The following is a 21,901-nucleotide window of genomic DNA, read 5'->3' as shown; positions in this document are numbered from 1 at the left end:
CATAACTCGCGCTCATATTCAGCGGGTTCGTTCTACAAGGCGGTCGGGACGACGAAGTACCTGGTCAGAGCATTGCCAACCTGTTATCAGGGCGTTAGTGACGCGGCAGTAGATCGTCAGTTTCGACTGACAGTCTTGTTGTCATGGCCCCGGAGGACGGGGTCGAAGCCCACGACAACAGAGGACTCATGTCGCACCGCACCACCACTCTTCGCCATGCACGCAAGGTCGCCGCCGCCGCGGTCGTCGCTGTCGCCGCGTTCGGTCTGACCGCGTGCCAGGACAACGCGGACGCCAGCGGAAGCTCGTCCTCCTCGGCCGCGAGCGACTCCTCGGACTCGGGTTCGTCCGGCTCCGGCTCCTCCGGCTCGTCGGACGGGGGCTCGTCGGGTTCGGCCGGCGGCAACCAGGGCAATGGCGGTGCGGGCGGCGGTGGCGGTGCCGGTGCGGGCGCCTGCAAGACCTCGCAGCTGGGGTTCAGGAGCTCGCACGGCATGGGTGAGGGCACGCTGATCGTCGACCTCAAGAACAACGGGTCCGCCCCCTGTACCCTCCAGGGCTTCCCCGGTGTGGACCTCAAGAGCAAGAACGGCTCGATCAGCGCCGAGCGCAGCGACCTCGCGGCGCCGAAGACCAAGGTCAAGCCGGGCGAGGAGACCCGCTTCACGCTGTACTACCCGCCGAACAACTCCGGCGGCAGCGGCGAGACCTTCACCACCCTCGTCGTCACCCCGCCCAACGAGACCCACGCCCACTCCCTCCCCGTGAGCATCAACGTCCCGGTCACCGACGGCTCCGGCGACGCCATCAAGGTGGACCCGGTCGGTACCGGCAAGTAGTCGCGCACAGCATGGCATCCCCGGGCCGCTGGCCTGGGGATTTGCTATGAGCGACGGGTATGGGCAACAAGACCGCCTGAGCGATCGAACGTTCGACTTCCGGCGCACCGGCGTGCGCCCTCGCCCACGACGGCCGACCCTGGATGGCGGGGGCGGTGGAGCGTGGACCGGACCGGAACCGGACTGGAAGGTGAACGTCACGATGGAGACACCCCCGATCGTTTCGGCGCAGGAGTGGGAGGCCGCGCGCCGGCAGCTGCTCGGTGAGGAGAAGCGGCTGACCCGCGCCCGTGACGCACTGGCCGCCAAGCGGCGGCGGATGCCGTGGCTGGCGGTGGAGAAGGCGTACGCGTTCGACGGACCCGAGGGCAGGGTGAGCCTGCTCGACCTGTTCGCGGGGCGCCGTCAGCTGATCCTCTACCGCGCCTTCTTCGAGCCCATCGTCCACGGCTGGCCCGAGCACGCCTGCCGCGGCTGCTCCATGGTCGCCGACCACGTCGGCGACCTGGCCCACCTCAACGCCCGCGACACCACCCTCGTCTTCGCCTCGCGCGCCCCGCAGCCGGAGATCGAGCAGGTGAAGGCGCGGATGGGCTGGACGATGCCCTGGTACACGATCACCGACGACTTCGACGCCGACTTCGACGTGGACGAGTGGCACGGCACGAACGCGTTCATCCGCGACGGCGACCGCGTGTTCCGCACCTACTTCATCAATGCCCGCGGCGATGAGGCGCTGGGCAGCACCTGGAGCTATCTCGACATGACCGCGCTCGGGCGGCAGGAGGCATGGGAGGACTCGCCCGAGGGCTACCCGCAGACCCCGCCGTACGAATGGTGGAACTGGCACGACGCATACGGCGACCCCGAACCGGCCCCGGAATGGCTGGCCCAAACGCGCCGGGGCCCCCGAGGCCGGCCCGCCTGACCGACGTGGCCCCACGGTCGGCCCGCCTGACCGAGGCGGCCCCCACGACCAGCCCGCCTGACCCCCGCGGCCCCGCGGCCCCGCGACACCTCGACGTCCGTATGCCGCACACTGAGGAGCCATGGACCACCACATCCGCGCCGCGACGGCCCCCGACGCCGACGCCGTGAAGGCCGTCATAGATGCGGCATACCGCCCCTACGTCGCCCGGATCGGACTCCGCCCGGCACCCATGGACGCCGACCACGCGGCCGATATCGCGGCGGGCCGCGTCTTCGTCACCGGCGACCCGGTCGTGGGCGTACTGGTCCTGGTGGCCGAGCCCGGCCATCTCGTCCTGGAGAACATCGCCGTACACCCCGACGCCCACCGCCAGGGCGTGGGCAAGCACCTGCTCACCTTCGCCGAAACCCACGCACGCGTCCTCGGCCTGCCGGAGATCCGGCTCTATACCAACGCCCTCATGTGGGAGAACCAGGAGATCTACCCGAGGTACGGATACGAGGTGACGGAACGCCGCCAGGACGGCCAGTACGACCGCGTCCACTACCGGAAGCGCATCACCGGGCTCGCGTCCGACGAGCGGTGAAGGGGCCGGTCAGCAGCGGGGTCGCCGCCGTGGCCGCCAGCAGTACGACGACGGTGATGATCAGGCTGGTGCGCAGGCCGCGCAGGAAGCCCGCGTGATCCGCCAGCAGGGCGCCGAAGACGGCGACGGCCAGGGCGCCGCCGATCTGGCGGGCGGTGTTGAGGATCCCGCTGGCGACGCCCGCGCGGTGGGCGGGCACGTGATCGAGCAGATGCGCGGCCAGCGGCGGCATGATCAGCGGGCCGCCGAGACCGACGGGGATCATCAGGGCGGACACGGCCCAGACCGGCGCCGTCGCGGGCAGCACCGCCAGGACGATCATTCCGGTGGCCATCAGCGAGAGCCCGCCCGTGATCGACGTCCTGAGGCCGACCCATCGCGCGAACCGGGTGGAGGCCGGTGTGAGCAGCGCTGAGCAGGCCATCATCGGCAGGAACGCCACACCGGTGGCCATCGACGACAGGCCGCGCAGCTGCTGGAAGTAGAGGCTGAACAGAAACGGCACCCCATAGAAACCGATCATGAAGGTGAAGCCCACGGTGGCCGCGATCACCATCGTGCGGTTGCGGAACATCTCCAGCGGCACCATTGGGTGCGCGCTCCGGGCCTCGATCACGAGGAAGCCGGCCAGCCCGATCGCCGCGACGGCCAGCGCGACGATGACCCGCCGTGCGGTGAATCCGTCGGCGCCGGCCTCGATCACGCCATAGGTGAGCCCGCCCATCGCCGCGACAGCGGCAACCTGACCGGCCCAGTCGAAGGGCACCCTCCGGTGCGGCGAAGGCCGGATCCGCGCCAGGAGCATCAGGGCGGCCACGCCCACGGGGACGTTGATGAAGAAGATCAGCCGCCAGCTCAGCCCCGTCAGCACACCTCCCACGAGCGGGCCGGCCATGGCAGCCGCGGCACCGCCCATCGCCCACACCGCCACCGCACGGCCCCGGCGCCCCGGATCGTCGTACGCCTCCCTGATCAGGGCCAGCGTGGTGGGCATCACCACCGCGGCCCCGGCGCCCTGCACGAACCGGGCGGCCACCAGGACGCCAAGGCCCGGCGCCAGGCCGCAAGCGGCGGAAGCACCGACGAACACCGCCACGCCGATCCCATAGGCCCGGCGGGCTCCGATCCGGTCCGAGAGGGCGCCGGCCGACAGCAGCAGCGCGGCGAACATCAGGGTGTAGCCGTCCACCACCCACTGGAGACCGCTCATCCCGCCCCCGAGTTCGTCACGAATGGTGGGCAGGGCGACGTTGACGACCGTGGCGTCCAGTGTGATCACGAAGAAGCCGACCACGCAGGCGGCGAGGGCCGCGACCGGGTGACGGCCGCCGTCCCGGACCGCCGGAACGACCGGCTGCGATGTGGTGGTGGGCACGAAGGCCTCCAGGCGGTGAGAGGGGAGTGTGGGCCAGGGGGGCGCGGAACGCGGCGGCCGCCCGCCGGGGGCGATCCGCGCCGCCCCGCTGACACTCTCGATGAAACCGCTGGTCACACCGGTGGGGAAGGTAAAGCTGTGCCAGGTAACGACAGAACCCCCCACACCCTCCACGGCGGACCTAGCCTGGAGACCGTGGTCAGCAGGAACGAGATCAAGGAGTTCCTGGCCTCCCGCAGGGCCAGGATCACCCCGCAGCAGGCGGGCCTCCCCGCCTACGGCGGCAACCGCCGCGTCCCCGGTCTGCGCCGCGAAGAAGTCGCCATGCTCGCCGGAATGAGCGTCGACTACTACGTGCGCCTGGAGCGCGGCAACCTCGCCGGTGCCTCCGAAGCCGTCCTGGACTCCCTCGCCCGAGCCCTCCAGCTGGACGAGGCCGAACGCGACCACTTGTGGGACTTGGCCCGTGCCGCCAACACCACCTCACAAAAGCGCCGTCGCGCCCCTCAGCAGCAGACCCAGGTTCCGCCGAACGTGCAGCGCATCCTGGACTCCATGACCGACGCGCCCGCGTTCGTCCGCAACAGCCGTCTCGACCTCATCGCCGCCAACCGGCTCGGCTTCGCCCTGTACGCGCCCCTGTTCACCGACGGGCGGAAGCCACCGGTGAACATGGCCCGGTTCAAGTTCCTCGACCCCCGTGGCCGCGAGTTCTTCGGCCGCCACTGGGAGGAGTCGATGAACAACACCGTCGCCCTGCTCCGCACCGAGGCCGGCCGCAACCCGCACGACAAGGGCCTGACCGACCTCATCGGCGAACTCGTCACCCGCAGCGAGGACTTCCGCACCGCTTGGGCCCGGCACAGCGTGCGCCTGCACTACAGCGGCCTGAAGCACTTCCACCACCCCGTCGTCGGCGATCTGACGCTCGCCTTCGACGCGATGCAACTGCCCGCCCAGCCCTCGTTGAGCCTGACGGCCATGAGCGCGCGGCCCGGCTCACCCGATGAAGACACCCTCAAGCTGCTGGCCAGCTGGGCCGCCACCGACGAAGCACTGCCCAGGGGTGAATCGGTGAGCTTCCTTCCGTGACCACCACCAGGAACTGCTCGCGGCGACAGCGGCGACAGCGGCAAGAGGGCGACAGCGGCAACGGCGGGGCCTCACCGACGGCGTCGCCCGCTAAGGCCGCTCCAGGATTCCTCTCTCCATGGCCACTACCACCGCCCTCGTCCGGTCGTTCACATCGAGCTTGGCGAACAGCCGGAGCAGATGCGTCTTCACCGTGGCCTCGGCGATCACGAGGCGTCGTCCGATCTCGGCGTTGGTGAGACCGTCCGCCACGGCGTTGAGGACATCGGTCTCGCGGTCGGTCAGCGGGTCCTGAACGGGCCGCCGCATTCGCGCGACCAGCTTCTCCGCGACCCGGGGAGCGAGCACCGTCTCGCCCCGTGCCGCCGCGTGGATGGCGCCGACGAGCTGCTCGCGGGTGGTGTCCTTGAGCAGATAGCCGATGGCACCGGCCTCCACCCCGCGCTCGATCTCCGTATCGGTGTCGTACGTGGTCAGGATCAGCACCCGGGTGCGCGGATACCGGGCGACGATCTCGGTCGTCGTCGCCACCCCGTCCAGTACGGGCATCCGCAGATCGACCAGGGCCACGTCCGGGTCGTACCGCTCGACGAGTTCGAGCGCCGCGCGTCCGTCGCCCGCCTCGCCGACGATCTCGATACTGTCCTCGGCGGCGAGCAGGGCGATGACCCCGGCCCGCATCACGGTGTGATCGTCCACGACGACGATCCGCAGACCTCCCTCGCCCATGTCCCTCATGCCTCCACCTCGCCCGCCATGGGGATCATCGCCAGGATCCGCGTCCCGTCGCCCACCGAACTCGTCACCGTGAGCCTCCCGCCCAGCTCCGCCAGTCGCTTGCGCATGCCGTCGAGTCCGAAGCCCGTCGACTCCCCGACCAGGAACCCGGTTCCGTCGTCGGTGATCTCCAGCTCCACTCCGTGCGGACGCCGCGCCAGCACCACGCCGACCATGGACGCGCGCGCGTGTTTGCGCACGTTGGCCAGGGACTCCTGGGTGCAGCGCAGCAGCGCGATACGGGTCTGCTGGTCGCACTCGAGGTCTGCCAGGTCGGCGTCCACCGCCAGTCCGGTGTCCTCCGCGAAGCGGTCGAGCGTACGGCGCAGGGTCTGCGCCACCGAGCCGCCCGCCACCTGCCCAGGGCCCGGCTGCCGTGCCGAGCCGACCAGCTCCCGGGCCTCGGCGAGGTTTTCCCGGGCGGTGGACTCGATCGACCGCAGTTGCTGGGCGCTGGTCGCCGGATCGTGGTGAATGCCCGCCTGGGCCGCCTCCGCGAGGACGATGATCGACGCGAAGCCCTGCGCGAGTGTGTCGTGGATGTCCCGTGCGATGCGTTCCCGTTCGTCCGCCGCGCCCTGCCGCTGGTGAGCCTCGGACAACTGCGCCTGCGTACGCTCCAACTCCTCGATCAGCCGCGCCCGTTCACTGCTCTGCGCGACGACCGAGTGCGCCCACAGGCCGATCAGTACCCCCACCGCGACCACGATCAGGGTGGACACCATCGTCTCGCCGAAGAACTCCGCGGTCCAGCCCTGCCGGATCAGGCTCCCGGCCAGCGTGGCACCGGTGGCCAGCCCGAGGAACCCCATCGAGACCCGCGGTGTGCGCCCGAACATCCAGTAGTGCGGCAGCGTCACCATGAACAGCGCCGCATAGCTGCTGCCCAGGTAGGCCAGCCCGCCGAGCGCGAGCACGAGCGCCGAGAGATAGACCCGCGGCCGTACGACGGGGTTCCCCGGGAAGCGGTCGAGCACCGCGTAGCACAGCACCACGCAGCTGAGCAGCGCGAGCGCCTCGTACTTGCTCCCGCTGGCCGGGACCGTCGTCACCAGGCCGACGGCCATCGCACCGAACAGCACCCAGCACACGGCGTTCCACCGGCGCAGCGACGTGGCCCAGAAGGCGTCGGCCAAGGGGGTGGCGAGAGCGGTCATACCGATCAACGTACGTCGACCGCCGGTCGTCCGTCGGCCGTGTCGGCCGAAGCCGCCGCCCGCTCTGTTGCCCGACCCGCCGCCCGCTCCGTCGCCCGACCCGCCGCCCGCGACGGCCACCAGCTCGCCTCACCGAGCAGCAGCATCGCCGCCGGAAGGACCATGATCCGGACGATGAAGGCGTCGAGCAGCACGGCCGCCGCGAGGACGAAGCCGATCTGCTTCATCTCGATGATGTGGAGGAAGACGAAGCTCACGAAGACCGTCGTCATCACCACCGCGGCACTCGTCACCACACTCGCCGACCTCCGGATGCCGTCCAGCACGGCCTGCCTCGTGGCCGCGCCCGCCAGTACGGCCTCCCTGATGCGGCTCACCACGAACACCTGGTAGTCCATCGAAAGCCCGAAGAGGATCACGAAGAGGAACAGCGGTACGCGCGATCCGATCGAACCGGTGGAGTGGAAGTCCAGCAGCCCCTCGGCCCAGGTCCCCTGGAAGACCAGGACGAGCAGACCGAGCGCGGCCGCCGCGGACAGCACATTCAGCAGGACCCCGAGCAGAGCCAGCACCAGCGAGCGGAAGGCGTACGCGGTCATCGCGAAGGTCACCAGCAGCAACGCCCCGAGGACCAGCGGGAGTTTGCCGTTCTGGTGCGCGGGATAGTCGGCGTACCGGGCGACGTCGCCACTCACTCCGAACTCCGCCCCGCCGACCCGGCCGACGGTCGCGGGCAGGTAGTCCTCGCGCAGGTGGTCGAGGGAGTCGTACGCCTGGTCGGAGTTGCCCAGGTACGGCACCCTCAGCTCGAGCGTACTGATCCGGTGGTCGGCGGAGGTCCGCACGGGTGAGGCGCCGGTGAACAGCGGGTCGGCGTCGGCGCGCCGGGCCAGCTCCCGCAGCGCCCCGCCGACCTCGCCGGATCGCCCGGCGTCGGCACGTACGACGACCTGGTGGGTGACCCGTTGATCCGGGAACGCCTCGTTGAGCCGGTCGTACACCCGCATGGCGGCGATGTCGCGGGAGTGGGTGTCCCGGCTCATCTCCGTGATCTTCAACCCGGCCAACGGGATGACGAGCGCGAGCAGGGCGAGTACGGACACGCACAGGGTGGCCAAGGGGTGCCGGCTCGCGGGGCGCAGCAGAGCGGCCCATACGCGGCCACCGCCGTTGCCCCGGGTCCGGCGCGCGGGCTTTCCTCGGCCGGCACGGCGCCGCGCCCCGCGCTCCTCCCGTTCGCCCAGCTTGACGAGCATCGCGGGCAGCGCCGTGAGCGAGCTGGCCACCGCGACCAGGACGACCACGATCGTGGCGGTGGCCAGCGAGGAGAAGATGACGTCGGAGGCGAGATACAGCGTCGCGGTGGAGGCCACGACCGCGAGCCCGGAGACCACGACGGCCCGGCCCGAGGTCGCCGCGGCCATGTCCACCAGCGCCTCGGAGCTCAGCCGGCCGCCCGAGCGGGCGCGCTCCTCGCGCTCCCGTTTGAGGTAGAAGAGCGAGTAGTCGACGCCGACCGCGAGGCCGATCATCAGGATGACGTTCGTGCCGACCCCGGCGTCGGGAGAGACATGGGAGGCCACCATCGAGAGCCCGATGGCCGCCGCGATGGACGACAGCGCGAGCAGCAGCGGCACCCCCGCCATGGTCACGGATCCGAAGACGACCAACAGGGTGATCAGGGTGATGGGGAGCGTGATCTTCTCGGAGAGCGCCAGGTCGTCGCCGCGCTGCTGATCGACCCCCTTGCTGATGGAGGGACTTCCGGTCTCCTCCAGCCGCAGCCCCGGATACGCCTTCGCCACGGCGCCGGTCTGTCCGGTCAGCGCGTCGACCTTGTCCTTCGCATCCCGTTCCTCGCCCTTCAGCGCCACCTCGACCATGAGGATCCGGCGATCCCGGGACAGCTGCGGGTCGGCGACGCCCGCGACCTCGGGCAGCCGCTCCATCCGGGCGGTCAGATCCCCGGCGGCGGCCTCGGCCGCGTCCCGGTCGAGGGCGCCCGACGGGGCGGAGATCAGCACCTGCTCGGTGGCCCGGCGCTCCAGACCCCCCTCGGCGGCCAGCGCCTCCGCCCGCCCGGCCTCGCCGACCCGGTAGTCGGCCGTCGTCGCGCTGTGTGTCCCGACGGCACTCCCGGCCCCCAGACACAGCGCCACGAACACCAGCCAGCCGACGATGGCCCGCCAGGGGTGCCGAGCGCTCCAGCGCGCCATGCGCACAGTGAGTGATTTCATGCCAGAAAGCCTTGCTGGGCGGCGCAGTTGGCCGACAGAGGTACCCGGTTGAACTTCCCGTCCACCGATCGGTGGACGGTACGGCTACTGACGCACCCGGCGCGAGGCGCGGCCAACGCGATGGTGCCGAAGCTACGTTGATTGCGGTGCCTTGCGGGGGCGCGTCGGCAGGCCGCACTGTGAGCGCATCACCCTGGGTGAGGGGGAGGACACGCCGATCGGCTTCCGACGCGGCATGGCCACCGCGTGCGAGTCGCGACAGCTCGCGATGGTCGCGGTCGCTGTCGAGAGGAGGTCGCCCGATGTGCCGAACCCCCGAGCCGGACAGCCCCGACACGGACACGGAGGAGAACGGGGGAGGGACGGAACGGAACTCCGCCCGCGCCCTTGAGCCCGAGTCGTCGGCTGGGAGGTGGTGCCTGCGGGAGAGCACCTCGTGGGGGGTGGGGCTGTGCATTGTGTCCGGTGTCTTGGACGCGGTCGCCGTCCTGGCTCAGCACGAGGCCCTCGCCATAGTGGCGAGGGCTCTCCGCGCGATGGGGGAGCGGATCGTCGACGCCGGACAGCACAGGCGATCGTGACTCCCCGGGCCCGGCTGTCGCGAGGCGGCCGGGCCGCACAATTCCAGGAAACTGCACACGTACGGAAGAACCAAGAGACGCTAACTCTTTCGCACCTGAGTCGCGGCACGAAACGGATTACGTGCTCAACGTTCTTTACGTGCTCTGCGTCGCGACGGAGGTCGAGGACGGTTGAGGAGGAGCTTGAGGAGGAGGGCCGCACGTGGATGACGCCGCCGCAGACCGCTGCGAGGAGTGCGGATCGCCGCTGCCCACGCCCGCCAAGGTGGGGCGGCGCCGCCGCTACTGCTCCGACACCTGCCGGTCGGCCGCCCGCCGGACCCGGCGCCGGGCGGAGAACGTCTCCGCTCTCACGGCGGGCCCCTGTGCGACGGACATCGCCGGCCACGCCTGTGGCCGGACGGCGCGCTTCGCCATCGTGCTGAACCGCCGTGAGACCCGGCTGTGCGACACGTGCTACGAGGTGGCTCTGGACTTCCTGGTCGGCCAGGGAGTGTCGGCCCGTGATGTCAGAACGGTCCGACTGACCGACCGGGACACCGCACAACCACAGCCACAGCCGCAGGTACAGCCACAGACACAGCCACAGCCGCCGACACGTCGCCGTCCCCGGGTGCTGTTGATCGAGGACGACGAGGCCATGGTCACCGTTATCGGGATGATGCTGTCAAAGCTCGGCGGCTACGAGGTCAGCCATGCGCTCGACGGATCCACCGGCCTCCGCGAGGCATACGCGCGACGTCCTGATCTGGTCCTGCTCGACATCATGCTGCCGGGCATCGACGGAATCGAGGTACTGCGTCGCCTGCGCAGCGTCAGTGACATCCCGGTGATCTTCCTGACGGCGAGATCCGACGACCAGGACCTCGTGATCGGCCTCGCCGCGGGCGCCGACGACTACATCGTGAAGCCGTTCAGCCCCAAGGAGCTTCTGGCACGCATGGCACGGGTACTGCGCCGCCATGGCAGCACGGAGAATCAGGAACCGGTTTACGAGGACGGGCTGCTGCGCCTGAACTCCCTCAGCGCGGAGGTCCACGTCGTGGGCAAACCGCTGCAGCTGACGCCCGTCGAGTTCCGCTTGCTGAACTGCCTGGTGCGCAACGCGGGCAAGGTACAGCCCTTCGAGCATCTCCTGGCCACGGCCTGGAACGACCCCGGCGGGCGAGCCTCCACCCGGGTGAAGTTCGCCGTCTCACGGCTGCGACGCAAGCTCGACGCCACGCCGCTGGGCGGCGACGCGATCGTCTCGGCCCGCGGCATCGGCTACGTCTACCGCGCCCCGTCCACTTCCCGGCCTACGGCCGACGCGGAGACTCCCCGCCTGGGCCACGGCCACGCGGGCCGGATCCTGGACATCCTCAACAACCGCGAGAACACCTGAAGCCGGGCGCCGACGACGCCGGGCGCCGACGACGCCGGGCGCCACCGGTGCCCAGAGGACCGGCGGCGCCCAGTTGCGGTCAGGATCAGGAGCAGGGCTCGTAGAACTGCTTCCAGCCGTCGCTGGGCATGGCCGGCGGCTCGGCCGTGGTCCCGAACTCGCCGTACTTCTCCTTCAGCGCGTAGTCGAAGTCCCCGGGGCCGCTGCCCGCGTACGACAGACGCACGTCCCGGTCCAACTGCCCGTCACCGGAGTTGTTGAGGATCGCGAGGTCCGGGTACGGGTCGTCGCCGTAGTTGGCGATCCGGAGCTGCTGGACCTCGCCGTGGTCGCCGATGTCGGAGTGCCGGGAGTCGGTGGAGCCCAGGTTCGACCGCTTGAGCGGGCCGGGGCGGTACTCCGCGACGCGCGCCGTCGAGGGGTCGTCCCCGCCGGACGGCTCGACGATGTTGACGATCATGTCCAGGGTGCCATCGTTTTGGAAGTCGGCGACCGCGGCGGACGCGACCTCCCCCTTCTTCGCGCCGAGAAGTTCGCTGACGGACTGCTTCGCGCCGAACGAGCCGTCCGCGGCCCCCCACTGGATGGTCATCTTGGTGCCGGTGTGCCCAGGATTCGCGATCTTGTCCGGGTGGCCGTCGCCGTCCAGATCGCCGACCAGCGTCGTGGCATCGGCCAGACACGGGCCCGCCGCCTTGGTGACCTTCGACTGTCCCGCGTCGCCCGAGGGCGACGACCCGGCCGCACTGGCGTGGTAACCGGCGACAGTCAGGGTCAGGGCGACAGCCGCGATCGGCGCGGCGATCAGGCGTGACCGTTTGCGAAGCATCTACGAACTCCTAACGTTGTTGCTGCGAGAAAACCGCGGTGCACAGCCGACCCCCTATGGCTACTGGTCCGTTCCACCGAAGGGGACGGCATCCGCCGCGGAGGTGTGCCAGTTGGTGACGATGGGCTTGTCGACGGTCATGGTGCCGACCGGCAGGGAGACCGGGTTGGGGTCCTCAGCACCGACCCCGACGATGATGCTGTCCAGCTCCTTGCCGCCGTCTTCGTTGGTGGTCTTGGGGTTCACCCCGGCATAGGCGGTCGTTCCCTTGCCCAGCGTGACCGCCTCCCCGACGGCCTGCTCCGCGGGACCCGCCTCGGTACCGTCCGACCCGAAGGCCACCGTGGGAAGCGCGGCGGGCAGCACACAGGTGATCCCCGGCTTGGCCTTCGCGATGACCAGGATGTACCCGCCGGCCTGCGTCTCCTCCCTGGTGCTCCAGGAGATGTCATTGGCCCCGCACGCCTGCCCGACCTTGCTCCGCTCACCATTCCCGGTGTCGGCGCCGGAGCCGTCCTGGGCCCCGTTGTCCTTCCCATCGGAGGACCCGGCCTCCGAGCCAGAGGCGCTGTCCTTGCCGGTGTCCGCCTCGGCGGAGGCGGACGAGTCACTGGACCCGCTACTCGTGTCGTCCGAGTTCTGACAAGCGGTGGCGAACATCGCGGCCGTCACCAACAGACTTGCACTGGCGAACGTACGGATCCGGGAGCGGGTGATAAGCATGGAATGACCCTCTTCGTCATCAGCGGAGTACTGCGCCCGGCGACGTTTCGCTCGGTGTGCCACTCACCCTGCCGGTGACCGCTACCGTTCCATTAGCGCGCCACTAACGAATCGCTGACGCTCCATCAACCGACGTGCCCGCGGGGTCGTTGGGGGTCAGCGCAGAGCGGTGGCGTTGGCGGGGGAGCCGACGCCACCGGTGAGGTTGAGGGGCTTACGGCCAGGAGGCTGGTCCAGCGGCCGGTGGCCCGGCAGCCAGCCGTCAGAGCGGTCAGGTTCCACAGCTCACCCAACGGCGTGGATGGACGGGACCCGCCAGGTTTCCGGCTCGCTATCGGGGTCGCTATCCGGCTCGCCATCCTGGTCGTTCGGAGAGCCGGAGAAGCTCGGGGAGGCCCTGGCCGGAGAGCTTATCGGCCAGGGCGCGCGTTCCATCCTCGACGAGATCCGGGCCGATGCCGCGGTTTAGCCGCTCAGCTCCCGGGCGGTGACGTCGATCGTGGCGGGGATGCCCGGCCGTCCGCGTGCAGCGTGAACAGGCGGCCGAGTTGTTCACGCTCCCAACGGAAAAGCGATCATCACCATGTGCGGAATGTTGCGAGGCAGTCGCTTGTAGGACTGGCGGTGCGGCCGGCGCCGGGCCCGGCCGGTGTCGGGAAAGAGCCTGCGCAGAGCGTGACAGATCTGTTCAGGGCTCCACCGCATGGCGAGGTGGTACTGGATGAACTCGGGTCGGCTATGTGGATGCGATCCTCTTCGCGCGCAGGCACCTGGATAGGCCGGAAGAAGCCGAAGCCGCCATGTGGATCGGAGGCTTCGGCTTCCCGCTGTTCGGCATGTGCCAGCTGTTGCGCCGTCTCTTACCGGTCCGCCGGTTGATACCGAGGACCCGGCAGGCTTCCGTGTTGCTGTAGCCCTACTTCATGAGCTGGGAGTATGCCTCCCGCTCACGAGCCAGACGGCGGCTCCCCCGGGGCCCTCGGAATCTCCCACTTCCCCCACGCACCCACCTTTTCGGGCGGGCTCCACTATGAGCGTTGAAAGCGGGCCAAGGCACTTCACGCGCCTTGGTTCATCCGCGTTTACAGGTCACTCGCTGGTCCGGCAGCAAACTGCCCACGTCACCAAACGTACAGCTTATACGGACCGCCGTTGTTCGACCGGCAGCTCCAGCTCTCGCCGGTGCCGCCGCCGGTGAGCATATGCGCTGCCCTTACGCACTGCTCATGTGTGGGGTACGACGCGATATACCGCGAAGCATCCGCCGAAGCCGAAGCCGTACCCGCCATTCCGATCGCCGCCACGCATCCGAGCGTGATCAATGCCTTGCGAAGCAAAATACATTCTCTCGAAGATGGTTTCAGCAGATAGCGATGGCCGCTAACTACTGAGTTCGATCGTAGTCATCGAGCTGTCGGCGACGCAATACTTCTCGGAATTTCCCTGTCGTGTCATCCGATTTCCTCGGCCTATACGGAATTACCGAGCCAATTCGTAAGTAGCCGCCGCGAGCCTTTCGGTGCTGCGGAATCTCTCGACATGATCTCGTAGGAAGGTCTTGTTGTTCCCGAATCAGTGAATTTCAACTCGCTCGAATCACCGTTGAAATTCGCCCCAAGGCTCCCGCCCCAAGGCTCCCGCCCCAAGGCTCCCGCCCCAAGGCTCCCGCCCCAAGGGTCTCGACGGCGGTCCGCACCCATCGACCGTTGGAAGCTGTCCTGAGGGGCGGGCACGTTGGCGGCAAGGATGGGTGGTCTTGGACGGGCGAGGGCCGAAGGACGCCGAGGCAAAGTCATATCTCTCCGCCCAGAAGGAAGGTGCTGCCGACCGAGTTCGGCAGGAAGGCGTCGGGCAGCCGGGTCGCCAGCGCCTGCTGTGCCGCCCAGCTGGTGCAGTGCGCGGGCACCACCACTTCGGGCGCCTCGGCGGCCAACTCGTCGATCGTCCGGTCGACGACCGGCCCGGACCGCAGGTGCAGGCCGCCCAGCACCCCGTACAACTGCTGGATTCCTGTCACTTTCTGGGCGTGCCGGATGAGGTTGATGATCCCCGCGTGTCCGCATCCGGTCAGGATCACCAGCCCCTTGCCCCGTATGTTGAGTACGAGGGCCTGGTCGTCCTCGATGAGCTCGTCCGGGCCCCATTCCCCTTCGAGGCAAGCCTGGTGGCCGGGCATGCCCGTCTCGAAGTCAGTACTGCGTTCGACTTCTCCGGTGATCAGGAGGAAGTCGTCGAGCAGCAAGGACGGCCGCCGGTCCTCGATCACCGTGAAGCCGGCCCGTTCGATGGCGCTGCGGCTGGGCGTCGGAAGGTCCAGCACGCCGCCAGGGCCGGCGATCCGGCGCCGCCGCCACGCGTCGGGGTGCAGCAGTACCGGCATGGCGGGTCGCCCAAGTCTGCGTACCAGTCCGTGCAGACCGGTCACGTGGTCGAAGTGACCATGGCTGAGGACGATGGTCTCGAACGTGTCCGGGTGCACGCCGAGGCGGTCGAGATTGCCGATCAGACCGTCGGTGGTCGCTCCGGCGTCGAAGAGTATCCGCCGGTTGCGACCGCCTGTGCTGATCTCCACCATCGCCGAGAAGCCGTGCTCGGCCCGGAGGACGTCGATCGTGGTGCCCGCGGTGGTCAGGCCGGCCGGTGCTATGGGCAGGGGCGCGCCGGCCCCTGCCCCGGCCAGGCCCCACCGCCTCACGAGACGTCCGTCCGGCAGCAGGGCGTCGCTGGAATTGTCGATCAGCGTCGTCACCCGCGCGCCGTCGACCGGTAGCAGCTTGCCGTGCATGCTTCCTCCTCGGTTCTGTACCGCACCGATGTCACCGCGTCCGAGACCACCAGGTCCAGGACCGATTCCGTATCGCCCCGAGCGTCTCGGTATCGTGGCCGGTCATGGACTTGAGGCAGCTTGGGTACTTCGTCGCTGTAGCCGAGGAACTGCACTTCGGCCGCGCCGCCGCCCGCCTGCACTTGTCGCAGCCGCCGCTGAGCCGGCGCATCCGAGAACTGGAGGAGGAACTCGACTGCCGACTGCTGGAACGGTCACCGCGAGGTGTGCTGCTCACGGACAGCGGCCGGGTCCTGCTCGACGAGGCGAAGGAACTGCTGGAACACGCCGAGCGGGCGAAGGAGAAGGTGCGACAGAGCACCGGACACCGCACGATCGTCGTCGGCGCGGTCGCCGGCGCGGGAGCGGTCCTCGACGCCGGGACGCAGGAGACCTTCCGCCGACGGCATCCCCGGGCAGCCGTCCGGCTGCGGGAGTGCGGCCTGACCGATCCGAGCGCGGGGTTGCGTACGGGGCAGGTCGATGTGGCCCTCACCCGCCTGCCCTTCGACACGACGGGCTTTGCCATCCGGGTCCTCTACGAGGAACCCCTGGTGGCCGTCATGCCCTCCAGCGACCCACTGGCCGGGTCGGCCCGGATCGACGTCTCCGACCTGCGCGGACGCACGACGTTCCGGCTGCCGCCGGGGGCCGACCCGCAGTGGCGTGACTTCTGGCTCGCCGCCGATTCCGACGATCCGGACACGCCCGTGGTGACCACGATCGGCGAGTGCCTGCACGCCGTCGTGTGGCAGTCCGCCGTCGGCCTGCTCCCGGCGGCCGCGGCTCACCGCCACGCGACACCGGGCGTCAGCTTCGTGCCCGTCACCGGCCACCGCCCCAGCCGCGTGGTACTCGCCTGGCGAGCCGGAGAGCTCGACAAGCTCGTCCTCGACCTGATCGACGTCGCCGGCAACGACATGGTGCCGAGCCAACCCGCCCAACCCACCCAGCCCAGCCGGGTTCTCTGACAAGGTCATGTATCGGGACTGCCAACCTTGCTATCGATGAGCTGTGGAAGCGGATAGCTCCACCGCCGCCGGAGCGAGCCGTGCGGCCGCACCGTCATCCCGGCGAGTCAGGGCACGCCAGGGCACGGCGACCCCTGAGAGGTCTGGACAACAAAGAAGCCCCGGGCCGCTGGCCCGGGGCTTTGCTGTGGAGCGGCTGTCGGGAATCGAACCCGCGCTCTGAGCTGGGGATCACCGGCGGCTAACGGGTGTGTACAAGCCCCGACCTGCGAAGCCGTATGCGGAGGAGCGCCTTGGTTCATCAGCCCCGAGGCCGCGCCGGCGTCCCTGTTTGCTGTGGGGCCCCGCCCAATGCGCTCTCGCAGATGCCTGACACTCCGGTCAGAGCTGCTGTTGCTGAGATTCCACGCGTGATGTCGCCGACGGCATCGTCTTGAACTGCGACGATCGTCGGCCATGGCGCGACATCACGCAAAGATCATCAGTAGCCGCGATCTGCGAGCGATGAGTCTGCACCGTCCGGAGGGTCTACGTCATCGACAGACCCATCACGGCCTCATCCGGAGAGCGCATGATCACTGACCCGACTGACACCGCCACTGTCCGTTCCCTGAAGGTGCCCGGCGCGCGTCTGCACTACGAAGTACGCGGCGAGGGTCCTCTCATCGTGCTGGTCGGTGCCCCGATGGACGCCGCAGCCTTCGCCTCGCTGGCCGGGATGCTCGCCACCGACCACACCGTGCTCACCACCGACCCACGCGGCATCAACCGCAGCACACTCGACGACCCCGACCAGGACTCGACACCCCAACTGCGCGCCGACGACCTGTCCCGGCTGATCGCCCACGTCGGCGCGGGACCGGCCATCGTCCTGGGCTCCAGCGGCGGCGCCGTCAGCGCGCTGGCCCTCGCTCAGACCCATCCCGACCAGGTGCACACCCTCGTCGCCCACGAGCCACCGCTGATCGAACTGCTGGAGGACCGAGAGCAACTGCGCACCGGCACCGAGGACCTCATCGCCACCTACCTCGCCGGTGACGTGACGGGGGCCTGGAAGAAGTTCTTCGCCCAGGCCGACATCACGATGCCCGAGCCCGTGATTGAGCAGATGTTCGGCGGGGAGCGCGATCCGCAGCAGGTGGCGGACGAGCGCCGCTGGTTCGCGCACGAGATGCGCGCCTCCACTTACTGGCAGCCTGACCCGGCAGCCCTACGCGCGGCGACCACCCGCATCGTGGTGGGCATCGGCAACGACTCCGCCGGACAGCTCTGCGATCGAACCTCCCGCGCGCTCGCTCAGTCGCTGGGCACCGAGCTGACGACGTTCCCCGGCGGCCACACCGGGTTCGTCGAGACCCCCGACGTCTTCGGCACCCACCTGCGCACCGTCATACGCGAGGGCTGAGCCACCGGAACACGCACCGATGTGGCCGACTGGAGAGCCCAGTCACAAGAGCACGGTCTACGGCTGGAGTACTGGACGATGCGCCTCCGCGCATCCGAGACGGCATCAGCCGTGCCGGGAATCATGGAGCGAGTGGGGCCATTCCACGTAATCGCTACGGGACTTTCAGCGGTTCACACTCCTGCCGTTGGTGCATGGCTTATGTAGAACCCGCATGGAGGCGAATCTCCGCTCGCCTACGCTCCGCTTCGACATACATCAATCTGGTACATATGCTACCGTTGGTACATGTCCATGAAGCGGACCAATGTCTACGCCGACCCGGAAGATCTCGCCATCATCAAGGAGGCGGCCAAGCGCCGTGGCATCAGTGAGGCCGAGATCATCCGGCAGGGCATCCATCTCGCCGCGATGGCCAATCGTGTGTGGGATGAGCCGTTGTTCTCCCGCACGTTCGCCGGCCCTGGGCGCAATCTCTCCAAGGACGAGGTTCGTGATGTCGTCGCTGATGCTGCCCAGCGCGAAACCGGCTCAGGAACTACTGCGTGATCGTCGTCATCGCTGACACCTCTGGCCTGCTGGCCGCGCTCGATTCCACGCACCCTGAGCACGAAGCGGCCCAAGAGGCGATCATGACCGCCGGTTTGCTCGTCATGTCGCCCTTGCTGCTAGCTGAACTGGACCACGTAGCCACCCGCGAACTGGGCCGTGAGGCCGCGGTGAGCGCGATCGACGACATCCGGGGCTGGATGCGCCGCGGCCGGGTATCCGTCCCCGAGATCACCGAAGGGCACCTCGGCATCGCTCAGACCGTCCGATCCCGCTACCTGGCGCTCGACCTTGATCTCACCGACCTGGTGAACGTCGCCCTGGCAGCCGACTACGACACCGACGCGATCCTCACCCTGGACCGCCGAGACTTCCGTGCCGTACGTCCCCTCGGCCATCACAAGGCGTTTCGTGTCCTGCCTGACGATCTACCGCTCTGAAGTCCCACCGCACTCCGGAAGACCTCGAAGGCCAGTTCGCCCTCTCCCGTGCGGAGTTGTCGACCCGGGCCGGCCCGGTGTGCGCCCACCCGGTTGAAGAGGTGAGGGCTTCTGGCGCGGATCTGGCACGAGACGCATAGCGCGGTCTAGACAATAGTGGGCAACAAACAAGGCCCAAGCCGCTGACCTGGGCCTCTGTCGTCACCTACGACGACGCCGCTGTCGACGACGACGCGGACGCCGCTCTCGCCCGCGTCCGCGACGGACTGACCACCATCGGCTAGCCGGACTGGGCCGCCCACATCGACCCCCTGCCGTTCGCCGCGCGGCTGCGCGAACACCGCGCCGCCTGTGCCGACGCCCGGCAATTCGCCCAGACCATGCCCGCCGCCTGGGTCCGCCAACTGAGCGTCGCCAGCGCCCCCGACCAGGCACGCGAAGCGATCACAGCCCGCCACGCAGCAGGCGCGACCAGCGTCGTCCTCGCTCCCACCGGCCCCGACGCCCTGACATCCCTCACCTCGCTCGCCCGCGCCCCGGACTCCCGCCCCTGAACCGAAACCGCTGGGACCCGGAGGAAGTCCCACCATGTCCACCGCACCATGTCCATCGGCCTACGCATCGTCCTGTTCGACCTCTTCGAGGTCATCGCCCTCGCCCATCCTGGGCGTGGCACCCATGGTGCGTCGGAGCCGTCACCGCCGCGTATGCGGCGGCCTGCCGGGCCCCGACGTCGACTGTGGCGGGGATCTCCAGGAGGGTGCAAGGCGCTTGGGAGGGGTTGGACAACGGCAGCCAACAAGCAAGCTTGGCCTCAGGTTGCTGACCTGTGGCTTCGTGGTGGAGCGGGTAACGGGTCGACCCCTGAGAATGACTCCTGGGCGATCTTGAGCGTGGCGGATGGTTGACCGTGGTCTACCGCTCGTTCTGACACGCATGTGGCACAGCAGTGCTCGTGATCAGTCGCAGAAGGTTTGGACCTGGCGGAGGAAGCGCGACCACGGGGCACCGACGCCGCTGCCCAGCCGCATGTCTCTGAGACTGAGCTGAAGGGTTCGCCTCAGCGGACGGGGCGATTGCATGATCGCCTCATTTCGTTGGGCGAGGCGGTGCAGTTCCTGGGGAGTGGGGAGCCGGGCACTCTTGGCGCTGTTGCATGCCTTGTGGGCAGGGGCAAGGTTCCAGATGACGTCCAGGTCGGGCCCCTGCCAGCCGGACACACCGCCCATGCGCTTCATGAGGGAGAACGGGAACACGTGGTCGACGGCGGTCTTGTCATCGGGGCCCATCGGCTGGGTGCAGATCAGACAGCGCCCGTGCTGGAACCCGACCATGGCTTCGATGACCCCGGTGACCGGACGACGGCGCAGCTTGTCCGTGATCTTCAGAGTCTGCAAGTCCACCGCGATACCCTCTTCCATGAGGCTGCGGCCGATGCCTGCGGCGAAGGAGCTCTCGACGATATTCCACCGTGCGTCCAACTCACCGCGGAGACCGGAGGCTTGCTCACCTTGAGCCATACTGCGGAGGTCGGCGGTCAGTCGCACGATGCGCTTGCTCGATGTTCCGGCCAGCTCGTAGAAGCGATGCGCCGTCTGTGTTCCGCCCCGCAGGTTGTGGAACTTCTGCATCACCATCTCTGGCATGGACTTCACGGCCGCGTGCAGGAGTCGATCCGTCGGGTGGCCAAGTCTGGTTGACTCCTCGGCCTCTTGTTTGGCCAACGCCAGGAAGTCCGAGTCGCGCAACGATTGGCTTGATGGTGCTTGGGGTGCTTCTGCCAAGTGTGCGAGCAGCCCCATGGCGTAGGGCGCGGCGAGTTCTTCCAGCGTCACCTCCGTTCTGTCCTGTGCGGCGTATCCCAGGAGCGCGGCTCCGAGGGAGAACTTGTAGGTGCGTGAGTTGGCGCCCATCAACACGGCCAGCCGCCAAGACGTGCGGGCGCTCGGCTGCGTGCCGTAGAAGTCCACGGTCATTCGCCCTCACCACGATCGGTGTCAGCCTCTGCCCGGAAGACGAGGGCACTCCATCTGACACCTGCTCGGCCCAAGACATCCGGCTTTTCACCGTGGTGCACAGGCGAGAGGCCGAACCGGTCGGCCAGCGCGATGGTCTCGGCCGCGGAGACCTCGAACATGCGCCGCCCGGCAGGGACCGGGCCGTGCCGCAGGGACATGGCCACACAGCCCCTGGGGGAGACCAACTCGGCCAGCCTACGCATGCCTTCAGAGCGTTCCTGCTCGTCCAGGTGCATCCACACCGCGGAGAGCAGGATCAGGTCAAATCTCCCCCGCAGGCCGCTCAGCGCTGGAAGGGCGTCGTCCACCCACTCGATCGCCGCGTCCGCGTGCAGGCGCTCTGCGACATCCCGCAGTTCGGGGATGGGTTCGACGGCCACGACCTGGTGCCCGCGAGCGGACAGCGCGGCGGCATCCCGGCCGCTGCCCGCGCCGATGTCGACCACCCTGCCCGGATCAGCCGGTAGCCAGGGTAGAAAGTCGTCGTGCACGGTCTCGAAGGCCACAGCCTCATACTGGCGCGCCCTTTCCTCGGCGTCGTCCCCGTAACCCATGGCACTGGCCGGTCGCGATCCCATGTCCGCCTCCCTCTCCCCTGTCAACGTGCTTCAAGACCTCCCTACTCATGACGTGACCGGTCGCTCCCTCGCTCGCTGGCGTGCCTGGGCCCGCAGTTCCTTCAAGCGTGGGCGGAAGGCGTTGCGCTTGCTCTGGTCGAGGTTGAGTGGCAGGTCGAGCCGAGCGATCAGGTCGGCCTCCGCGGTCCATGCCTCCGGGTGCTCCACCCAGCGCACCCGGGCGTTCTCTGCCATCCACTGGCTGAGAGCGGCTTCCCCAGCCGTGCCGAACGTCTTGCGTCGGCCGCTGCCCACACGTCGTAGCTCCGGCCCGAGCAGACAGCCGAGCGTAAGCCGAAGGGTCGAGCCGGCTGCGTTGCCCCTGAAGCGGTACCGCACCCGCTTCCGAAGGTTCTGCGTACTCGTCCGCGTCACCATGTGCCGCGGGGCGATGCCGACGTGCGGCAACTGACCGTCAGGAAGATCGGAGAACGGGGAGGCATGGAAGCGCCAGCCGTGCACACCTGGAGCCGACGGGATGGGGCTGGGGCGTGCCAAGACCTCGCTCGCAGACCACAGAGGATCTGGACTGATCAGCATGGCAGCGTCCACAGCAGCCTCCCCAA

The 21,901-nt window shown here is 68.8% G+C and carries 21 protein-coding genes and 1 pseudogene; 10 read left to right on the top strand and 12 right to left on the bottom strand.

Annotation, left to right across the window (positions count from 1 at the left end; all coding sequences use genetic code 11):
* Nucleotides 1-143: 143 nt before the first annotated feature.
* The 3 genes from J2Z30_RS34085 (at nucleotide 144) to J2Z30_RS34075 (ending at nucleotide 2,356) form a co-directional block, all read left to right on the top strand.
* Nucleotides 144-839 carry a DUF4232 domain-containing protein gene (locus J2Z30_RS34085; RefSeq protein WP_308280192.1) on the top strand — a complete coding sequence of 232 codons (696 nt, stop codon included), beginning with the start codon at nucleotides 144-146 and terminating at the stop codon, nucleotides 837-839.
* Nucleotides 840-1,041: 202 nt separating this feature from the next.
* Nucleotides 1,042-1,767, top strand: a complete 726-nt coding sequence (locus J2Z30_RS34080; protein WP_044572334.1) for a DUF899 domain-containing protein — start codon at nucleotides 1,042-1,044, stop codon at nucleotides 1,765-1,767.
* A 121-nt stretch (nucleotides 1,768-1,888) separates the two neighbouring features.
* A complete protein-coding gene (locus tag J2Z30_RS34075) occupies nucleotides 1,889-2,356 on the top strand; it encodes a GNAT family N-acetyltransferase (RefSeq protein ID WP_044572333.1) in 468 nt (155 codons plus the stop codon).
* Here J2Z30_RS34075 and J2Z30_RS34070 read toward each other — a convergent pair.
* A complete protein-coding gene (locus J2Z30_RS34070) occupies nucleotides 2,328-3,731 on the bottom strand; it encodes an MFS transporter (protein WP_044572331.1) in 1,404 nt (467 codons plus the stop codon). The genes J2Z30_RS34075 and J2Z30_RS34070 overlap by 29 nt on opposite strands.
* Before the next feature lie 195 nt (nucleotides 3,732-3,926).
* Here J2Z30_RS34070 and J2Z30_RS34065 point away from each other — a divergent pair, with 195 nt between their 5' ends.
* On the top strand, nucleotides 3,927-4,823 hold the full coding sequence (locus tag J2Z30_RS34065) for a helix-turn-helix transcriptional regulator (protein WP_044572329.1): 897 nt from the start codon (nucleotides 3,927-3,929) through the stop codon (nucleotides 4,821-4,823).
* A 90-nt stretch (nucleotides 4,824-4,913) separates the two neighbouring features.
* Here the strand turns inward: J2Z30_RS34065 and J2Z30_RS34060 are convergent, their stop codons facing one another.
* The 3 genes from J2Z30_RS34060 to J2Z30_RS34050 are packed head-to-tail and all read right to left on the bottom strand — an operon-like array spanning nucleotide 4,914 to nucleotide 8,994.
* A complete protein-coding gene (locus J2Z30_RS34060) occupies nucleotides 4,914-5,552 on the bottom strand; it encodes a response regulator (RefSeq protein ID WP_044572327.1) in 639 nt (212 codons plus the stop codon).
* 5 nt (nucleotides 5,553-5,557) lie between these two features.
* Nucleotides 5,558-6,757: a sensor histidine kinase gene (locus J2Z30_RS34055; RefSeq protein WP_209468942.1), complete on the bottom strand. Its 1,200-nt coding sequence runs from the start codon at nucleotides 6,755-6,757 to the stop codon at nucleotides 5,558-5,560.
* A gap of 5 nt (nucleotides 6,758-6,762) precedes the next feature.
* On the bottom strand, nucleotides 6,763-8,994 hold the full coding sequence (locus tag J2Z30_RS34050) for an MMPL family transporter (RefSeq protein WP_044572325.1): 2,232 nt from the start codon (nucleotides 8,992-8,994) through the stop codon (nucleotides 6,763-6,765).
* Between the two features lie 783 nt (nucleotides 8,995-9,777).
* Between J2Z30_RS34050 and J2Z30_RS51450 the strand changes: the two genes are divergently transcribed.
* Entirely contained in the window at nucleotides 9,778-10,959 is a 1,182-nt protein-coding gene (locus J2Z30_RS51450; protein ID WP_063790930.1) for a response regulator transcription factor, read from the top strand.
* A gap of 85 nt (nucleotides 10,960-11,044) precedes the next feature.
* Here the strand turns inward: J2Z30_RS51450 and J2Z30_RS34040 are convergent, their stop codons facing one another.
* From J2Z30_RS34040 to J2Z30_RS34025, 5 genes and pseudogenes are all read right to left on the bottom strand, one after another.
* Complete coding sequence (locus J2Z30_RS34040; protein ID WP_044572322.1) at nucleotides 11,045-11,788, bottom strand: FG-GAP repeat domain-containing protein; 744 nt, start codon at nucleotides 11,786-11,788, stop codon at nucleotides 11,045-11,047.
* Between the two features lie 60 nt (nucleotides 11,789-11,848).
* Nucleotides 11,849-12,511, bottom strand: coding sequence for a DUF4232 domain-containing protein (locus tag J2Z30_RS34035; protein ID WP_044572321.1), 663 nt, complete (start codon nucleotides 12,509-12,511; stop codon nucleotides 11,849-11,851).
* Between the two features lie 156 nt (nucleotides 12,512-12,667).
* Nucleotides 12,668-12,793, bottom strand: a complete 126-nt coding sequence (locus J2Z30_RS51085) for a hypothetical protein (RefSeq protein WP_281062778.1) — start codon at nucleotides 12,791-12,793, stop codon at nucleotides 12,668-12,670.
* Between the two features lie 288 nt (nucleotides 12,794-13,081).
* A pseudogene (locus tag J2Z30_RS52160) lies at nucleotides 13,082-13,517 on the bottom strand (transposase); the annotation flags it as partial.
* A gap of 786 nt (nucleotides 13,518-14,303) precedes the next feature.
* Complete coding sequence (locus J2Z30_RS34025) at nucleotides 14,304-15,296, bottom strand: MBL fold metallo-hydrolase (protein ID WP_052701451.1); 993 nt, start codon at nucleotides 15,294-15,296, stop codon at nucleotides 14,304-14,306.
* 104 nt (nucleotides 15,297-15,400) lie between these two features.
* On the opposite strand from J2Z30_RS34025, the gene J2Z30_RS34020 reads away from it, so the two are divergent.
* The 5 genes from J2Z30_RS34020 to J2Z30_RS50040 all read left to right on the top strand — a co-directional run bounded on the left by J2Z30_RS34020 (nucleotide 15,401) and on the right by J2Z30_RS50040 (nucleotide 19,254).
* Nucleotides 15,401-16,306 (top strand): LysR family transcriptional regulator, encoded by a 906-nt coding sequence (locus tag J2Z30_RS34020; protein ID WP_044572319.1) that lies wholly within the window; start codon nucleotides 15,401-15,403, stop codon nucleotides 16,304-16,306.
* 571 nt (nucleotides 16,307-16,877) lie between these two features.
* A complete protein-coding gene (locus tag J2Z30_RS34015; protein WP_044572318.1) occupies nucleotides 16,878-17,711 on the top strand; it encodes an alpha/beta fold hydrolase in 834 nt (277 codons plus the stop codon).
* Nucleotides 17,712-17,999: 288 nt separating this feature from the next.
* On the top strand, nucleotides 18,000-18,260 hold the full coding sequence (locus J2Z30_RS34010) for a ribbon-helix-helix domain-containing protein (protein WP_044572317.1): 261 nt from the start codon (nucleotides 18,000-18,002) through the stop codon (nucleotides 18,258-18,260).
* Entirely contained in the window at nucleotides 18,257-18,700 is a 444-nt protein-coding gene (locus J2Z30_RS34005) for a PIN domain-containing protein (RefSeq protein WP_044572316.1), read from the top strand. Before J2Z30_RS34010 ends, J2Z30_RS34005 begins: the two co-directional genes overlap by 4 nt.
* Before the next feature lie 380 nt (nucleotides 18,701-19,080).
* On the top strand, nucleotides 19,081-19,254 hold the full coding sequence (locus J2Z30_RS50040; protein WP_245388740.1) for a hypothetical protein: 174 nt from the start codon (nucleotides 19,081-19,083) through the stop codon (nucleotides 19,252-19,254).
* A gap of 405 nt (nucleotides 19,255-19,659) precedes the next feature.
* On the opposite strand, the gene J2Z30_RS33995 is transcribed toward J2Z30_RS50040, so the two are convergent.
* The 3 genes from J2Z30_RS33995 to J2Z30_RS51835 form a co-directional block, all read right to left on the bottom strand.
* Nucleotides 19,660-20,676: an HNH endonuclease gene (locus J2Z30_RS33995; protein WP_044572314.1), complete on the bottom strand. Its 1,017-nt coding sequence runs from the start codon at nucleotides 20,674-20,676 to the stop codon at nucleotides 19,660-19,662.
* Nucleotides 20,673-21,224 carry a class I SAM-dependent methyltransferase gene (locus J2Z30_RS33990; RefSeq protein ID WP_308280191.1) on the bottom strand — a complete coding sequence of 184 codons (552 nt, stop codon included), beginning with the start codon at nucleotides 21,222-21,224 and terminating at the stop codon, nucleotides 20,673-20,675. Before J2Z30_RS33990 ends, J2Z30_RS33995 begins: the two co-directional genes overlap by 4 nt.
* Nucleotides 21,225-21,341: 117 nt before the next feature.
* Nucleotides 21,342-21,875, bottom strand: coding sequence for a GIY-YIG nuclease family protein (locus tag J2Z30_RS51835; RefSeq protein ID WP_345661974.1), 534 nt, complete (start codon nucleotides 21,873-21,875; stop codon nucleotides 21,342-21,344).
* Nucleotides 21,876-21,901: the final 26 nt, after the last annotated feature.

This window comes from Streptomyces iranensis (assembly GCF_017874715.1).
Classification (GTDB): domain Bacteria; phylum Actinomycetota; class Actinomycetes; order Streptomycetales; family Streptomycetaceae; genus Streptomyces; species Streptomyces iranensis.
Note: the sequence above shows the minus strand (reverse complement) of the source record. Positions and strands in the feature narration are given on the sequence as shown.

Coding starts and splice junctions, on each gene's coding strand:
- J2Z30_RS34010 (WP_044572317.1), top strand. CDS start 18,000: ATGTCCATGAAGCGGACCAATGTCTACGCCGACCCGGAAGATCTCGCC.
- J2Z30_RS34035 (WP_044572321.1), bottom strand. CDS start 12,511: ATGCTTATCACCCGCTCCCGGATCCGTACGTTCGCCAGTGCAAGTCTG.
- J2Z30_RS34040 (WP_044572322.1), bottom strand. CDS start 11,788: ATGCTTCGCAAACGGTCACGCCTGATCGCCGCGCCGATCGCGGCTGTC.
- J2Z30_RS51835 (WP_345661974.1), bottom strand. CDS start 21,875: ATGCTGATCAGTCCAGATCCTCTGTGGTCTGCGAGCGAGGTCTTGGCA.
- J2Z30_RS34020 (WP_044572319.1), top strand. CDS start 15,401: ATGGACTTGAGGCAGCTTGGGTACTTCGTCGCTGTAGCCGAGGAACTG.
- J2Z30_RS34025 (WP_052701451.1), bottom strand. CDS start 15,296: ATGCACGGCAAGCTGCTACCGGTCGACGGCGCGCGGGTGACGACGCTG.
- J2Z30_RS34060 (WP_044572327.1), bottom strand. CDS start 5,552: ATGGGCGAGGGAGGTCTGCGGATCGTCGTCGTGGACGATCACACCGTG.
- J2Z30_RS34075 (WP_044572333.1), top strand. CDS start 1,889: ATGGACCACCACATCCGCGCCGCGACGGCCCCCGACGCCGACGCCGTG.
- J2Z30_RS50040 (WP_245388740.1), top strand. CDS start 19,081: ATGCCCGCCGCCTGGGTCCGCCAACTGAGCGTCGCCAGCGCCCCCGAC.
- J2Z30_RS33995 (WP_044572314.1), bottom strand. CDS start 20,676: ATGACCGTGGACTTCTACGGCACGCAGCCGAGCGCCCGCACGTCTTGG.
- J2Z30_RS34055 (WP_209468942.1), bottom strand. CDS start 6,757: ATGACCGCTCTCGCCACCCCCTTGGCCGACGCCTTCTGGGCCACGTCG.
- J2Z30_RS34080 (WP_044572334.1), top strand. CDS start 1,042: ATGGAGACACCCCCGATCGTTTCGGCGCAGGAGTGGGAGGCCGCGCGC.
- J2Z30_RS34050 (WP_044572325.1), bottom strand. CDS start 8,994: ATGAAATCACTCACTGTGCGCATGGCGCGCTGGAGCGCTCGGCACCCC.
- J2Z30_RS34015 (WP_044572318.1), top strand. CDS start 16,878: ATGATCACTGACCCGACTGACACCGCCACTGTCCGTTCCCTGAAGGTG.
- J2Z30_RS34085 (WP_308280192.1), top strand. CDS start 144: ATGGCCCCGGAGGACGGGGTCGAAGCCCACGACAACAGAGGACTCATG.